The organism is Nocardia sp. NPDC051570, assembly GCF_044454005.1.
Classification (GTDB): Bacteria; Actinomycetota; Actinomycetes; order Mycobacteriales; family Mycobacteriaceae; genus Nocardia.
In genome coordinates, this window is sequence record NZ_JBITDI010000002.1 from 432104 (window position 1) to 445528 (window position 13425).

The window sequence follows — 13425 nt, forward strand, 5'->3', positions numbered from 1 at the left end:
CTATGCGCCATCTGTCAATGGCACATTTGATAACACCTATTCAGGCGCCCGTAGGCTCCGCATCCGACGTGGCCTTGGGTAGCGACCAGGGCGAGGCGGGCGCCAGCCACGGCTCGTCGACCGCGATCGCATTACCGCCCTGCTGTTTCGCGCGATACATGGCGGCGTCGGCGCGGTGCAGCAGTTCGGCGAGTATCCGCGCGGCCCCACCGTCGCGAGGGCGGCCGGGCGGCAGGGTCGCCATGCCGAAGCTGGCGGTGATCCGCACCGGTTCGGCCGCCTCGGCCACGGCCCGGCGTAGCCGCTCGGCGAGCACCCGGGCCTCGGGCGGGGGCAGCAGGGCCAGCACCGCGAACTCCTCGCCGCCCGTGCGGGCGACGACCGCCCCGTCGGGAGCGGCGGCGCGCAGCCGGTGCGCGGTATCCGTCAGCACCCGATCGCCGATGCGATGTCCGAAGGTGTCGTTGATCGCCTTGAATCGGTCGAGATCGACCGCGATCACGCAGACGTGCGCGAGTGACGAGCGGTAGATCGTCTGTGCCGCATAGTATTCCAGTCCGCGTCGGCTCGACACCCCGGTGAGGGAGTCGGACAGGATATCGGTCCACAGCAGCCAGCACCCGAACTGCAGCCCGGGCAGCACCACGCCGCAGACGATCACCATGGCCGTGATCATCGCGACGCCCGCGAGCGGATGCTCCCCGCGCAGCGCCGGAATCGACAGCACCACGGTGGACAGCACCGACCACGCGGCATGTGCGACCACCATGCGGGGTGTGTGGAAGAAGGTGAAGTAGAGCCCGATGGCGACCAGCAGGACGAGTGCCGAGGCGTTGCCGATATGGTCGCCCGCGAGGAGGGCGACCGCGGTCACGAAGATATCCGCGCCGCCCATCAGCAGGATCGAGGCGAGCACGGCCGGAACCGGCCGCAGCCACCAGCGCAGGGCGAACAGCGCGGCCACCGCCGCGCAGACGAACAGGGTCACGCGACCGGAATGCTGCCGCTCCGGCATCGAATACGCCGCCAGGACAAGGACGACCGCGGAGGCCAGCCCGCCGGAGCCGACGACCACTTTCATCCACACCAGCGCCGAGCGCGAGGCGATCGTCTGCACCAGCCAGCGATAGTGCCCGTTCTGTTTCCACCAGGACCGAACCAACTGCCGACTACTCATCCGACCCCCTGGTTACCGCTCACGTGGGTAATGCACGTTTGCCACCAATTAACTGCCGAGTGTATTCCGGTGCGCAACTCCGACGCGCGAGCGAGTCGGTGTCGTGATGGAACCCTCAACCTTGGTACAGGATGGTTCTATTGGAATTCATGGCGCCGTCGGGGCAGGTCACGGTCAGTTGGATGTAGAACGAGCCGACGGCGTTATTGGGCGGCGCCACCGAGAAGGACAGGGTCGTATCCCAGGTGTCGGACGGTATCTTCGGCAATCCGGAGCTGAATCCGGTGTTGCCCTTGGCGCCGTTCACGTACATCGATTGCGCGGCATAGGTGCACCGCTGGCCCTTCTCGCCGGAGACCTCGAGATCGGCGGCGAAGGCGTTCGGACCCGCGAGTCCGCCCTCATACCGAAAGGTGGAGATGTAGATCGAGCCGGTGCCCCGGCCCAGCAATCCGTCGAACCACGCCTTCACCGATGGCACCGAGTTGATGGCCGCCCCGGCGATGACCCCGGCCGTCGTGATGCCCGCGACCGCGAGCGTCACCTTGTGCGCGGTCTTCATGACGGTCTCGGCTCCATACCTCACCTCGAAACCTGGAGAGCCCGACCGAGATCAATGGTAGAGCCGCCGCCGGCGCGCCGAGGCCCGAACGATCAGATGCAGCGCCACCAGCAGCCACACCACGGCCAGGGCGAGGAGCAGGCCGATTCCGTACGGCCGGTCGAGCACGGTCGAGTTGGTGGCGAGCGCGTGTTCGCGGTCCACGACCGGCAGCGCGACCGCGATCAGCGCGATCGAACAGATGCCACCGTAGACCACCGAGGCCCACCACGCTGCGGGCACCAGCCGCCGCGCGCCGACCCCGACGGCCGCGCAGATCGGCGCGAAGACGAAGTCGTGCAGGATGATTCCGCCCGCGAACCAGATCACCACCGATCGCAGATCGTCCGGATTCTGTTCCAGCAACATCCGGATGCCGTAGCCGGCCGCTCCGATTCCCAGGGCCAGCAGGATGATTCGCACGGCGATCACGACAGCACCTCGATCGAGGACAGCCATTTGGTCTGCAGCACGCCCGGACGATTCGGCGCGATGAGCCGGCACGGATAACCATGATCCAGACTCAGCTCCGCCCCGTTGAGCCGCAATGCGACCAACGTCGAATCGTCCACCGCATGCCGCCGCGGCAACACCGACCGCCCGTAGATCCCCCCGGTCTCCAACGACACGAAACCGACATCCCCACCCCGATATTCACCCACCGCCCCCAGCAGATCCCGCAACCGCACCCCCGCCCACCGCGCCGACGCACTCCACCCCTCCACACAAGCAATCGGCAACTCCACCTCATACTGCGGCAACCCCGCCAACTCCCCCCGCGAAAACCCCCGCTTCCCCCCACCACAGCTCACCATCAACCGATACCCCTCGGCCAAGGCCATCTCCCCCACCCCCGCCTCCCCCGCGGTCCGATTGACCGGAAGCCCTTGCGGCCCTTCCCCACTCCGCGGCGCCAACACCGCCAACCACCGCAGATAAGGAACCGTCTGCCCCGCCACCGCCAACCCTGCCACCACAGCCCCCAACCCGGCCCCCACCAACACCGCCCGCCGCGACACCCCTGCCCCGGCCGCTGGGGCGGCCGGAGCAGGGGACTCTGGGGACGGACCCGCCGCCAGAGCAGGCGACTCCGGAGACGAGCCCGCAGCCGAGATGGGCGCACCGAGGGCTGTGCCCTGGCCCTTCGATCCCTCAGCGCCAACACGTTTCAGCCCACCGGCACCGACCGTCTTCAATTCCCCAGCGCCAGAGCCCGTCTCGCCCTCAGCGCCACCATCCCTCTCGCCCGCAGCATTAGCGACCGTCTTGATGTGAGCATCAGTGCCCCTCGAGGTACCAGCGCTGGTACCCGTATCGATCCCGGCGCTGGCACCCATTTCGACCTCGGGGCTGGTGCCCCTTCCGACCTCGGGGCTGATACCTCCCTCGACCTCGGAGCCGGCACCCCTCTCAACCTTGGCGCCGGTGCCCCTCTCAACCTTGGCGCTGGTATCCCTCTCGCCAGCAGCGTCAACACCTTTCGGCTCACCAGCGTCGTCCCCACTCGACTCCCCGGCGCCAGCCGCCACCATGTCCCCTGCCCCGGCCGCCCCGGCGGCCGGGGCAGGGGTCGGGTCGTCCAGGGGGGTGGACAGGGCGGTGCGGACGATGGGGAGCTTGACGGCCAAATGGACTGCCAGGGCGCCTATGGCTACGTAGGCCATGGCGTAGTGGGTTGTGGTGAAGAAGAACTTCCAGGGGTAGTACTTGGCGGTGTTCAGGAGGCCGGTGGTCAGTTGGAAGATGGTGGCGCCCACCAAGATTGCTATGGAAGCGCGTTCCAGGAGCTGGAGGGGGTCGCCCAGGCGCGGGCGGGCGAACAGGCGGGGATAGACGGACCAGAGTTTGACCAGGAGCAGGGGGATGGTCATGGTGCCCGAGATGACATGGGCGCCTTGGGTTACGCGGTAGAGCCATACCGGGTGGGTGGGCCAGACGAACCAGGTGGGCGGATGTTGGATCCAATGGCTGATCAGGCCGGTGAGGAAGCAGAGGGTGATCGTCGCGCCCAGGGCGATGCCGACCCGCGCCGTGACCCGGGTATCGCGGGCGGGTGAGATCCGGTTCTCGATGGCCGTCGGGATCATTGCGATACACGCTCCAGGTCACCGACGGTGCGGGCGAAGCGGCCCGTGCATTCGGCGGCGACGGCGAGGGCGTCGTGGTAATAGTCGACGTCGGTGAGGATCGGGAGCTCGCGGACACGATATTCGCAGCGGTGCAGCATATTTCGGGTGTGCTCGCCGGTGCGGTCGGTCGACATCGGGACCTCGGTGAGCAGGCGGGCCGGTCGCGGATCGGGCAGGCCGAGCGCCCACCAGCCGCCGTCGGCGGCGAAACCGAGCACGCTGTCGCCGGTGTCGACCAGCAGCCGCGCGGCCGCCCCCAGCAGTTCGGGTCCGGCCTGCGGGGTGTCCATGCCGATCTGCAGCACCGGCAGGCCGAATCGGGCCGCATCGGCGTGCGCATTGGCCAGCCGCTGCCCGAAGTCGTTGCCGCGCTGCGGAATCACGGCGAAGTCACGCAGCGCCACGGCGAGATCCTCGGCCTGTTCGGCGCGATCGAGGTCACCGGTCCAGGCCACCACGGCGTACCGCACCCCGCTGAGCCGCACCGCGGCGAGCGTATCCAGCAGCGCGTCCGCGGCGAGACTTGCCGCCTCGGCAGGCGACAACGGCGGGGTCAGCCGGGTCTTGGCGAATCCCGCGATGGGCGCCTTGGCCACCACGAGAAGCGTTGCGGCGATATCGAATCCACTCATCGCACACTCCAGAAGTCGCGTACCGCGCGGACGGTGCCCCGCACCGAACCCGAAACCTTCGATACCCCATGGCTTCTCGGGCGATAACTGATATCGCGCTCGACGATCCGCCACCCGGCCAGCGCCGCCCGCACCAGTAACTCCAGCGGATAGCCCGACCGCGGATGCAGCGGGCCGAGCGCACGCAGCCGGGCGCGGCGGGTCACCCGCACGGCCGCCACATCGTGCACCGGCAGCCCGTAGCGCCGGCGCAGCCGATGGGCCACCAGCACATTGCCCAGCCGCGCATGCCACGGCCACGCACCCCGCGCGGCGGGTCGGCGGCGGCCCACCACCATATCCACCGTGGGGCCCAGTTCGGCCACCAGTCGCGGCAATTCGGCGGGATCCATCGACCCATCGCCGTCGAGCACGGCCACCACCTCGGTCCGCGCGGCATCGATGCCCGCACGCACCGCGCTGCCGTATCCGGGGGTCGGCTCCACGACCACGGTCGCACCCGCCGATCGGGCCACAGCCGCGGTCGCATCGGTGGAACCGTTATCCACCACGATCACTCGATACCCTGACGGAACGGCCGAGAGCACACCCGGCAACGCACCCGCCTCGTCCCGGCACGGGATCACCACGGTGACACCCGGCTCCTCGTGTGATTCGGTCACACCGATGACCGTAGAGCCACGACGGCCCGAAGAGGGTCAGCGAATCGGTGACAAAAGTATGACGAGACCTGGACGAACACTCATCCTGACGGTCTCGGGCCGGTCACGGCTCTAGGGTGTACCCGTGCCGACCACCTCCGTCACCACCGCGCGACCCGGCCTCGCGAGCCGGGCCGACCTCGCCTGCGCCGGCGCCGCGGTGGCCCTCGTCGCCCTCGCCATCGCCGTCCCGCTAATTCGTGGCGAACAGTGGAGCAAGCATCTGTACGCGGGCGCGGCGCCGCTGTTCGGCCAGTGGATGACCCATATCGGCTGGGGCACGGCACCCGCGATCGCGATCGCCGCACTGGTCATCGCCTACGGCCCGAGCCTGTCTCGGCGGCTGCCCTGGCGTCGGCTGCTGGCGCTCACCTGGCTGACGGCCGTGTGCTGGGCCTTCGCCCTGGCCATGATCGACGGCTGGCAGCGCGGTTTCGCGGGCCGGCTCACCACCCGCGACGAGTATCTGCACGAGGTCGGCGGCGTCACCGATATCGCGGCCATGCTGCGCGGATTCTCCGCCCGCATCCTGGATTTCCAGCCCGGCTCCTGGACCACCCACGTCGCCGGCCACCCGCCGGGCGCGCTGCTGACCTTCGTCCTGCTCGACCGCGTCGGCCTCGGCGGCGGCGCTTGGGCGGCGTGGCTGTGCACGCTGGTCGGCTGCGGCGCCGCGGCCGCGGTGGCGGTCGCGCTGCGCGCCCTGGGATCGGAGGAAAGGGCCCGCGCCGCAACGCCGTACCTCGCCCTCGCCCCAGCTGCCATCTGGATCGCGGTCTCCGGCGACGCCCTGTTCGCCGGGGTCATGGCCTGGGCGGTGGCGCTGCTGGCCGTGGCGATGCGCCAGGAAAGGCGTTGGCTCGCCGCCGCTTTCGGCTCCGGCGTGTTGTTCGGATTCGGCGTCTACCTCAGTTACGGCCTCGTGCTGATGGCGATTCCGGCCGCCGCGGTGATCGCGCTGGGACTGCTGCGCCGGGCGGAGCTGCCCGCGATTCGCCCGGCGCTCGTGGCCGCGGTCGGTGCGCTGCTGGTGGCCGGGATGTTCACCACCGCGGGCTTCTGGTGGTTCGACGGCTATCACCTTGTGGTGCAACGCTATTACCAGGGCATCGCCACCGAGCGTCCCTATTCGTATTGGGTGTGGGCCGATCTCGCGGCCGCGGCCTGCGCGCTCGGGCCCGCTGCCGCGGCGGCGCTGCACCGCCTCGCACGCGAACTGCTGCGCCCGTTCTCGACCGAATATGCTGGGCTCCAGCCCACTCGGCGCGCCCGCCTGGCGAGCGTGGAACCTGCCGCCGTGCTGGCGGCCGCCGGACTCGCGGCGATCCTGGCGGCGGATCTGAGCGGGCTGAGCAAGGCCGAGACCGAACGGATCTGGTTACCGTTCGATATGTGGGTGCTCGCCGGCACGGCGCTGCTACCCGCCCGCGGCGCCAGGTTCTGGCTCGTGATCCAGGCCGCGACCGCCCTGCTGTTGAACCATCTGGTCCTGACGAACTGGTGACATGATGCGCATTCTGGTAGCCGACGACGATCCGGTGGTCCGGGAGGTGGTGCGGCGCTATCTGGAACGCGACGGGCTCACCGTGATCGAGACCGCCGACGGCCCCGCGACGGCGGAGGTCTTGGCGCGCAACGAGATCGACCTCGCGATCCTCGATGTGATGATGCCCGCCCCGGACGGGATCGAGCTGTGCCGCGCGGTCCGATCGGGCCCACATCCGCAGATGCCGATCATCCTGCTCACCGCTCTCGGCGAGGAGGACGATCGGATCATCGGCCTGCAGGCGGGCGCGGACGACTACGTCACCAAACCGTTCAGCCCGCGCGAGCTGGCGCTGCGGGTGGCCTCGGTGCTGCGCCGCGCCCATCCCGCGCCGGGCGGCGACGAGATGTTGCGCAGCGGCGTCATCGAATTGCGCCGCTCCTCACGCACCGTCCAGATCGACGGCGTGCCGGTGGATCTCACCGCCCGCGAATTCGATCTGCTCGCCTTCCTGCTCGGCCATCAGCAGCGCGTGTTCAGCCGTCAGGAGCTGCTCGCGCAGGTGTGGGGCTGGAGCTTCGGCGACCTGTCCACCGTCACCGTCCATATCAAACGCCTCCGCGCCAAACTCGGCGACGCGCACCGCATCGACACCGTATGGGGCCGCGGATACGCCTGGGGCAGAATCGATTCCGACGATGCCCAATGATATCCTCGGCCTGATCGCCTACGCGCTGGCGGGTTCACTGCCCGTGGTCGGCATCGGCGCGCTCCTGCTGCGCTGGACCCGCAATCGTTCGCTCATCACGAGTACCGCTGTGCTGGTGCTGATTCCGGCGCTGGCCACCCTGGCCGGAGTGATCGCGGTCAGCGGGCTGATGTTCACCGACGAGCTCGAGCGCACGGCCGTCGTACTCGGCGTGGTCACCGCGGTGACCGTCCCGGCGGCCGTACTGCTCGGCCGCGCCCAGGCCCGGAACATGGTGTGGGAGAAGCAGATGCTCGAACAGGAACGCGCGGCTGAACGCTCGCGGCGCGAACTGATCGCCTGGGTCAGCCATGATCTGCGCACCCCGCTGGCGGGCATCCGTGCCATGGGCGAGGCGCTGGCCGACGGCGTGGTCGACCAGGCCGGGGACGTGGAACGCTACGGGTGCACCATCGTCCGCGAGACCCATCGGCTCACCGCCATGGTCGACGATCTGTTCGAGATGTCCAAGATCAACGCCGGGGCGCTGCGCCTGTCGCTGGAACCGCTGGATCTGCGGGAGGTCGTCGACGAGGTGCTCGCCGCCAACACCCCGACCGCGGCACGCGCCGACATCGCACTCACCGCAACCCAACCCGCCCATCGGGTGCCGGTCGCGGGCAGCGACCGGGCGTTGAGCCGGGTGTTCACCAACCTGATCGCCAACGCCATCGCGCACACCCCCGCCGGGGGCCGCATCGACGTCACCGTCGGCACCGACGGCCGCCAGGCATGGGTACGCGTCGACGACACCGGCCCCGGCATCACCGCGGCCGATCTGCCCCGCATCTTCGAGGTCGGCTACCGCGGCAGCACCGCCCGCACCCCGGCCGCGGACGCCCTCGGCAGCAGTAGCGGCATGGGGTTGGCGATCGCGGCGGGTCTGGTGCAGGCACATGGGGGTTCGATCCGGGCGACTCCCGGCGAAGAGCACGCCGGGAACTCAGTACGGACGCATGCCGAGAACTCAGGGCGGCTGCATACGGGAAACTCGGGAGGGCCGCCCGCCGAGGGACTGGGTGCTCATTTCGAGGTGCGGCTGCCGCTGGTGTCCTGACGCCACTGGGGAGCGCCGGTTCCGGAGGCCGGACGCAAAGGGGCGTGGGCGAATTCGATCAGGCCGCGTTCGGGGGTGACCGCCGCGGTGAAGCCCAGTTCCCGGCGGGCACGCTCCGGTGAGGCGACGATGTGGCGCACATCGCCCGCGCGGTACTCCCCCGTGACCACCGGCTGCTTGCCGTCGCTGGCCGCGGCCAGCACCGTGGCGACCTCGGCGATCGTGATCGGTTGTCCCGAGGCGATATTGAGCGGGGTGAACCTCGACAGCGGCCGGTCCAGGGCAGCCACATTCGCCGCGGCGATATCGCGCACGTGCACGAAGTCCCGTGCCTGGCAACCATCTTCGAACACTCGCGGCGCCTCACCCCGTTCCAGTGCGGAGCGGAAGATGGCCGCGACGCCGGAATACGGTGTATCCCTGGGCATTCCGTCGCCATAGACGTTGTGGTAGCGCAGCGCCGTCACCGTCGAGCCGGTGATGGTCGCCCAGGAGGCGGCGTAATGCTCCTGCGCCAGTTTGCTTGCCGCGTAGAGGCTGCGCGGCCGCAGCGGCGCGGACTCGTCGACCAGCGCCCAGTCCAGGACCGCATCCGAGGGCGACCGATGATCGAATACGCCGCGGTCCAAATCCTCTCGTCGGCGCGGCTCCGGTTCGACCGCCGCACCCTGCCCATCGACATAGCGACCCTCGCCGTACACCACCATCGACGATGCCAGCACCAGATGCCCGCAGCGAGCCCGATCCATGGCCGCCAGCAGCACCGCGGTGCCGAGATCGTTGTGACTGGCATAGGCGGGCGCATCCTGCGCGCTCACCCCCGCACCCACCACGGCCGCCTGATGACATACCGCATCCACCCCGCGCAGACACCGGTCCAGCGCCTCGGGATCGCGGACATCCACGCGCTCGACCTCCGGCGGCGGCGCGGCGTGCGGCCCGTGCGCGGCGGCGAGCATGAGATCGATCGCCACCACCTCATACTCGCGGGCCTCCAGGGCGCGGCGGATATGGGACCCGATGAATCCGGCCGCCCCCGTGAGCAACACCCGCATCATTCGACCTTTCGTAGGAGATCCACGCACGGACGCACAGCATTCTGGTCGCCCGAGGGCCGAGGAGGGAACCGGGACACGGCCGATGCCGCGAAATGTCAGAGTTCGGTCATATCAGCCGTCCGTTTGTTCCGGATTCCCTACTCGGGGACCAGGATTACGGCGCCTGCCTGCGGGTAAAGCCACCATACCGGCGTTCAGCGGCCGCGTTGTCGACCATCGACGAAGGAGAGGGCCGAGATGGCTGATCCGAAGAATCCTGGGCAGTTCGGCAACCGTGCGGACACCGTGGAGCAGGCCCGCAAGGGCGGTCTGGCCAGCAGTGGCAGTTTCGGCGGCGCCAATTCCGCCGACCCGCGCGCGGCCGGCCGCAAGGGTGCCAAGGCGCAGCCGACCGAGGCGAAAGCCAAGGGCGGCAGGCACAGTCACCGCCCGAGCAGTGGCACGGCCCCCGATGCCCACGGCGAATCCCCTTCGCGCGACGGCTGATCGGCCGCCCGTCACGCCAACCCGATCAACCGCCCCAGCAGCGCGACCTGATCGGCGAAGTGGGTGAGGAACTCCGGCGAGCCCGGGTCCACGCCGCAGACGCCCTCGACGATCTGCGGCAGGGTGACGGGCGCCATCGACGCGGCCATCAGCATGATCAGCAGACAGCCCGGATCCACCTCGGCCGGTAACCGACCGTCGGAGTGCAGCGCCCGTAGCTGCTCGACGCCGGCGAGGATCCCCTCGTTGACCGTCGCCGCGCCCGGATTCTCATCCGGCCCGGTGTACTGCAGTCCGGCCCACGCCAGCAGCCGCGCGCCCTGCGGGTTGTGCAGCGCCTCCAGCGCATAACGGCGCAGCTGTTCGGGCATGGGCGTCCCGGGCGGGACCAGTTCGTCCTGCCGCTCCCGCCACAGGCCCGACATCGCTTGGTACAGGCCCTCTTTGCCGTCGAAGTAGTACGAGATCAGCTGCTGATTGACCCCCGCGCGGGTGGCGATCGCGCTGATCCGCGCGCCCGCATAACCGTGCGCCCCGAATTCGGTCGCCGCCGCCTCCAGGATCAGTCGGCGGGTGCGTTCGGAATCGCGCTGCCGCTCCTGCGGCTTGGGTGACCTGCGAGGTTTCGACGTCGGCACCTCATGATCATAACCTCACTTGGCAGTTTCAAGCGTCGCCGTGAGTTAATCAACCATCTGGTTGACAAAGGTGTCGGTTCGTTTGACGATGGGAGGACGCCGCGACAGCAGCGGTCACACACTCAGAAGGACCGGACCATGTCGACTCACCCTCGAATCCTCATCGCCGGCGGCGGCGTCGGCGGGCTCGCGCTCGCACAGGTGCTGCACCACGGCGGACTCGACGTCGCCGTCTACGAACAGGACCCCACACCGCGAATCCGCAACCAGGGCTACCGAATTCACATCGACCCCGACGGGAATGCCGCGCTGCGGGCCTGCCTGCCGCGCGCCGCGCTCGACCGAATTCGCGAAACCAGCGGCGTCAGCGGCGATCTCGTCGCCGGCTACACCCATCGCCTGGAGCAGGTCATGGCGCAGACCTTCCCCAACGTCCCCGCGGACGAGATCACGCACGTGGACCGCAACGCATTTCGCGCGGGCCTGCTCACCGGCCTCACCGATATCGTCCACTTCGGCCGCACGGTGGCCGACTACCGGATCACCGAATCCGGCCGAGTACGAGTGGAATTCGCCGAGGGCGGCACCGACGAGGGCGATCTGCTCGTCGGCGCGGACGGGGTCGGCTCCGCCGTGCGCCGCCGCCTGCTCCCGCACGCCGAGATCGCCGATCTGGGCATCCGCTGTCTCTACGGCCGCATGACGATCACCGAGGCCACCGCGGCACTGATCCCCGACGACTTCTACCGCGGATTCTGCTGGGCCGCCGACGAATCCGGCTGCGGCGCGGGATTCGCGGGTGTGCGCTTCCGCACCCGCCCCGAGGGTGCCTCGGACTATCTGATGACCACCCTCGCCGCCACGAACGAGCGGCTGGGCGTCACCGATGAGGAGCTCTATCGCCGCACCCCGAAACAACTGTGGCAACTCGCCGTCGAGGCCACCGCCGACTGGCATCCGACCCTGCGTGAACTGTTCGCCCGAGCCGATACCGACGCATTCTTCCCCATCACCATCCGCTACGCCCGCCGCGTCGACCCCTGGCAGCCGGGCCCGGTCACCCTGCTCGGCGACGCGATCCACACCATGCCCCCGACCGGCGGCGTCGGCGCCAACACCGCGCTGCGCGACGCGGCGACCCTCGCCGAACAGCTGCTGTCGAGCGAGCGCTCCCGCACCGATGCCGTCGCCGCCTACGAAACCATCATGCTGCCACGGGGTTTCGATACCGTCGACCAGTCGCTACGACTGGCCGGTCAACTGTTCGGCCGGTCGGCGTAGATCCCGTCGATCAGTCGCGGCACGGCCGCACTGACATCCACCTCGGCGGCGAGGGCCACATCGGCGCCCATCTCGATGCCGATCAGCTCCCGCCCCGACACCGCCTCGGCGAGCAGGCCCGCGATATCGTCGGCCGCGGCGCGAAAGGCCAAGGCGGCCACCCGCGTTTCGGGCGACCCGCTGTCCTGCCGATCCCAGAGTGCGGCCGCGATCGCCCCGGCGCCCAGATAGTCCTCGATGCCGGGACGCATGGGTCCCTCGGTGACGGCCCACCGTTCGCCCGCGGCGATGATCCCGATCGGACGATCCCCCGCCGCCTCGGCCGCCGCCCTCGCCACCGCGGCCGCATTGCGCAGCGATCCGGCGAAGACGGCCGCACCGAGATCGGCGGCCCGGGCCGAGAGGGTCGCGCCGTTCGGTGAGGGCAGTGCCAGCAGTGTTCCCGCGGGCAGATCCAGCAGCGAGGCGGGGCGCAGCGACCAGCCTTCCTCGCCCTTCGCCACCGCCGGTATCGCACCCGCCCGCTCGGCCGCCCGGGCCACGCGCGGATCGGTTCGGCGCCACGGCAGCGGTAGCACCCGGCCGCCGCGACCGGTCGCGATATCCACCGAGGTCGAGAAGGAGAGGACGTCGACGATGATCACGGCCCCGCAGTGCGGCGCGAGCGCGGCCAAGCCCTCCCGTCCCCACTCGAGCCGGATCCGATATCCGTCCTGATCGAAGACGCCCGCCACCCTGTCCCCCCGCATCTCAGGTAGCTGTTTGTCACAGCGTCGAACCCTACTAGCCGGTCTACTGTGGTCGGTAATGCACGAGTAGCGAGGTGGTAACCGCAGTAGCCCGAGGAGATGCGTGATGAGCACATCGAGGTCCGAGACGACTGACCGTAGCGCGCGCGACCGTGCCGATTTCACGGTGGCCGGACCACCGGTCACCGGGCAGATCTCGGAGGTGCTGGACCGCTATCTGCCGCTGCTGACCGAGGACGCTGTGATCGAACTGCGCGGGATGCCACCGGAATTGCCGACCCGGTTGACCGGGCATGACGAGGTGCGCCGGGCCGTAGCGCGATTGACCGACCACGATATCGACATCACCCATCTGGCCGCCGCCGAACCGCTGCTGGACGCCGATACCTGGCTGGTCTTCGCCCGCGGCGAGCTGATCACGCGGTCCACCGGCGAGCGCCGCCGGCAGGGCTACGCTTTCGCGGTGCGCTTTCGCGGCGCGCTCATCTGCCAGTGCGTCTGCGTTCTCGACCCACTCGCCGCCCCGGCGGCCGAGACCGCGCGCCGACGCGGCCGCCTCGCGCCGCTGGGGTTCGCTCTACGTCGACGCCGACGCGGGCAGGCGCCCACCGACCGGCTGTGACGACCGTCTCGGCACGCCGCCTCCACTACCACGACCGTCGGGACGATGCCGATAGATTCG

The 13425-nt window shown here is 69.5% G+C and carries 15 protein-coding genes; 6 read left to right on the forward strand and 9 right to left on the reverse strand.

Annotated elements, in window-relative coordinates; all coding sequences use genetic code 11:
- Positions 1–40 precede the first annotated feature (40 nt).
- The 6 genes from ACIA76_RS05665 to ACIA76_RS05690 all read right to left on the reverse strand — a co-directional run bounded on the left by ACIA76_RS05665 (position 41) and on the right by ACIA76_RS05690 (position 5201).
- Complete coding sequence (locus ACIA76_RS05665) at positions 41–1177, reverse strand: GGDEF domain-containing protein (protein ID WP_397148847.1); 1137 nt, start codon at positions 1175–1177, stop codon at positions 41–43.
- A 115-nt stretch (positions 1178–1292) separates the two neighbouring features.
- Positions 1293–1763, reverse strand: a complete 471-nt coding sequence (locus ACIA76_RS05670) for a hypothetical protein (RefSeq protein ID WP_397148849.1) — start codon at positions 1761–1763, stop codon at positions 1293–1295.
- Between the two features lie 27 nt (positions 1764–1790).
- Positions 1791–2210, reverse strand: coding sequence for a hypothetical protein (locus ACIA76_RS05675; RefSeq protein ID WP_397148852.1), 420 nt, complete (start codon positions 2208–2210; stop codon positions 1791–1793).
- Entirely contained in the window at positions 2207–3865 is a 1659-nt protein-coding gene (locus tag ACIA76_RS05680; RefSeq protein WP_397148854.1) for a molybdopterin-dependent oxidoreductase, read from the reverse strand. Before ACIA76_RS05680 ends, ACIA76_RS05675 begins: the two co-directional genes overlap by 4 nt.
- The gene (locus ACIA76_RS05685; protein WP_397148856.1) at positions 3862–4539 is read right to left on the reverse strand and encodes a DUF2064 domain-containing protein; all 678 of its coding nucleotides are present in this window, start codon (positions 4537–4539) and stop codon (positions 3862–3864) included. The genes ACIA76_RS05680 and ACIA76_RS05685 overlap by 4 nt, the downstream gene beginning before the upstream one ends.
- Entirely contained in the window at positions 4536–5201 is a 666-nt protein-coding gene (locus ACIA76_RS05690) for a glycosyltransferase family 2 protein (protein WP_397148858.1), read from the reverse strand. Before ACIA76_RS05690 ends, ACIA76_RS05685 begins: the two co-directional genes overlap by 4 nt.
- 124 nt (positions 5202–5325) lie before the next feature.
- On the opposite strand from ACIA76_RS05690, the gene ACIA76_RS05695 reads away from it, so the two are divergent.
- From ACIA76_RS05695 to ACIA76_RS05705, 3 genes are read left to right on the forward strand one after another with little or no spacing between them, the layout of a single operon-like run.
- On the forward strand, positions 5326–6744 hold the full coding sequence (locus tag ACIA76_RS05695; protein WP_397148860.1) for a hypothetical protein: 1419 nt from the start codon (positions 5326–5328) through the stop codon (positions 6742–6744).
- A 1-nt stretch (position 6745) separates the two neighbouring features.
- Positions 6746–7435 (forward strand): response regulator transcription factor, encoded by a 690-nt coding sequence (locus ACIA76_RS05700; protein WP_397148862.1) that lies wholly within the window; start codon positions 6746–6748, stop codon positions 7433–7435.
- Positions 7425–8531 carry a sensor histidine kinase gene (locus tag ACIA76_RS05705; protein ID WP_397148864.1) on the forward strand — a complete coding sequence of 369 codons (1107 nt, stop codon included), beginning with the start codon at positions 7425–7427 and terminating at the stop codon, positions 8529–8531. The genes ACIA76_RS05700 and ACIA76_RS05705 overlap by 11 nt, the downstream gene beginning before the upstream one ends.
- On the opposite strand, the gene ACIA76_RS05710 is transcribed toward ACIA76_RS05705, so the two are convergent.
- Positions 8498–9589: an NAD-dependent epimerase/dehydratase family protein gene (locus tag ACIA76_RS05710; RefSeq protein WP_397148866.1), complete on the reverse strand. Its 1092-nt coding sequence runs from the start codon at positions 9587–9589 to the stop codon at positions 8498–8500. The two genes, ACIA76_RS05705 and ACIA76_RS05710, sit on opposite strands and share 34 nt — an antisense overlap.
- A gap of 237 nt (positions 9590–9826) precedes the next feature.
- Between ACIA76_RS05710 and ACIA76_RS05715 the strand changes: the two genes are divergently transcribed.
- A complete protein-coding gene (locus tag ACIA76_RS05715; RefSeq protein WP_397148868.1) occupies positions 9827–10075 on the forward strand; it encodes a hypothetical protein in 249 nt (82 codons plus the stop codon).
- 11 nt (positions 10076–10086) lie between these two features.
- Here ACIA76_RS05715 and ACIA76_RS05720 read toward each other — a convergent pair whose 3' ends face one another.
- Complete coding sequence (locus tag ACIA76_RS05720; RefSeq protein ID WP_397148870.1) at positions 10087–10713, reverse strand: TetR/AcrR family transcriptional regulator; 627 nt, start codon at positions 10711–10713, stop codon at positions 10087–10089.
- Positions 10714–10851: 138 nt separating this feature from the next.
- Between ACIA76_RS05720 and ACIA76_RS05725 the strand changes: the two genes are divergently transcribed.
- Positions 10852–11994, forward strand: coding sequence for an FAD-dependent oxidoreductase (locus ACIA76_RS05725; RefSeq protein ID WP_397148872.1), 1143 nt, complete (start codon positions 10852–10854; stop codon positions 11992–11994).
- On the opposite strand, the gene ACIA76_RS05730 is transcribed toward ACIA76_RS05725, so the two are convergent.
- The gene (locus ACIA76_RS05730; protein ID WP_397148874.1) at positions 11970–12743 is read right to left on the reverse strand and encodes a 2-phosphosulfolactate phosphatase; all 774 of its coding nucleotides are present in this window, start codon (positions 12741–12743) and stop codon (positions 11970–11972) included. The genes ACIA76_RS05725 and ACIA76_RS05730 overlap by 25 nt on opposite strands.
- A gap of 106 nt (positions 12744–12849) precedes the next feature.
- Here ACIA76_RS05730 and ACIA76_RS05735 point away from each other — a divergent pair, with 106 nt between their 5' ends.
- Positions 12850–13365 carry a nuclear transport factor 2 family protein gene (locus ACIA76_RS05735; protein ID WP_397148876.1) on the forward strand — a complete coding sequence of 172 codons (516 nt, stop codon included), beginning with the start codon at positions 12850–12852 and terminating at the stop codon, positions 13363–13365.
- Positions 13366–13425: the final 60 nt, after the last annotated feature.

What these genes read in the sequence shown, in the direction of transcription:
- ACIA76_RS05665 (WP_397148847.1), bottom strand. Translation starts at nt 1,177, where the DNA reads ATGAGTAGTCGGCAGTTGGTTCGGTCCTGGTGGAAACAGAACGGGCAC.
- ACIA76_RS05680 (WP_397148854.1), bottom strand. Translation starts at nt 3,865, where the DNA reads ATGATCCCGACGGCCATCGAGAACCGGATCTCACCCGCCCGCGATACC.
- ACIA76_RS05685 (WP_397148856.1), bottom strand. Translation starts at nt 4,539, where the DNA reads ATGAGTGGATTCGATATCGCCGCAACGCTTCTCGTGGTGGCCAAGGCG.
- ACIA76_RS05700 (WP_397148862.1), top strand. Translation starts at nt 6,746, where the DNA reads ATGATGCGCATTCTGGTAGCCGACGACGATCCGGTGGTCCGGGAGGTG.
- ACIA76_RS05705 (WP_397148864.1), top strand. Translation starts at nt 7,425, where the DNA reads ATGCCCAATGATATCCTCGGCCTGATCGCCTACGCGCTGGCGGGTTCA.
- ACIA76_RS05710 (WP_397148866.1), bottom strand. Translation starts at nt 9,589, where the DNA reads ATGATGCGGGTGTTGCTCACGGGGGCGGCCGGATTCATCGGGTCCCAT.
- ACIA76_RS05715 (WP_397148868.1), top strand. Translation starts at nt 9,827, where the DNA reads ATGGCTGATCCGAAGAATCCTGGGCAGTTCGGCAACCGTGCGGACACC.
- ACIA76_RS05725 (WP_397148872.1), top strand. Translation starts at nt 10,852, where the DNA reads ATGTCGACTCACCCTCGAATCCTCATCGCCGGCGGCGGCGTCGGCGGG.
- ACIA76_RS05730 (WP_397148874.1), bottom strand. Translation starts at nt 12,743, where the DNA reads ATGCGGGGGGACAGGGTGGCGGGCGTCTTCGATCAGGACGGATATCGG.
- ACIA76_RS05735 (WP_397148876.1), top strand. Translation starts at nt 12,850, where the DNA reads ATGAGCACATCGAGGTCCGAGACGACTGACCGTAGCGCGCGCGACCGT.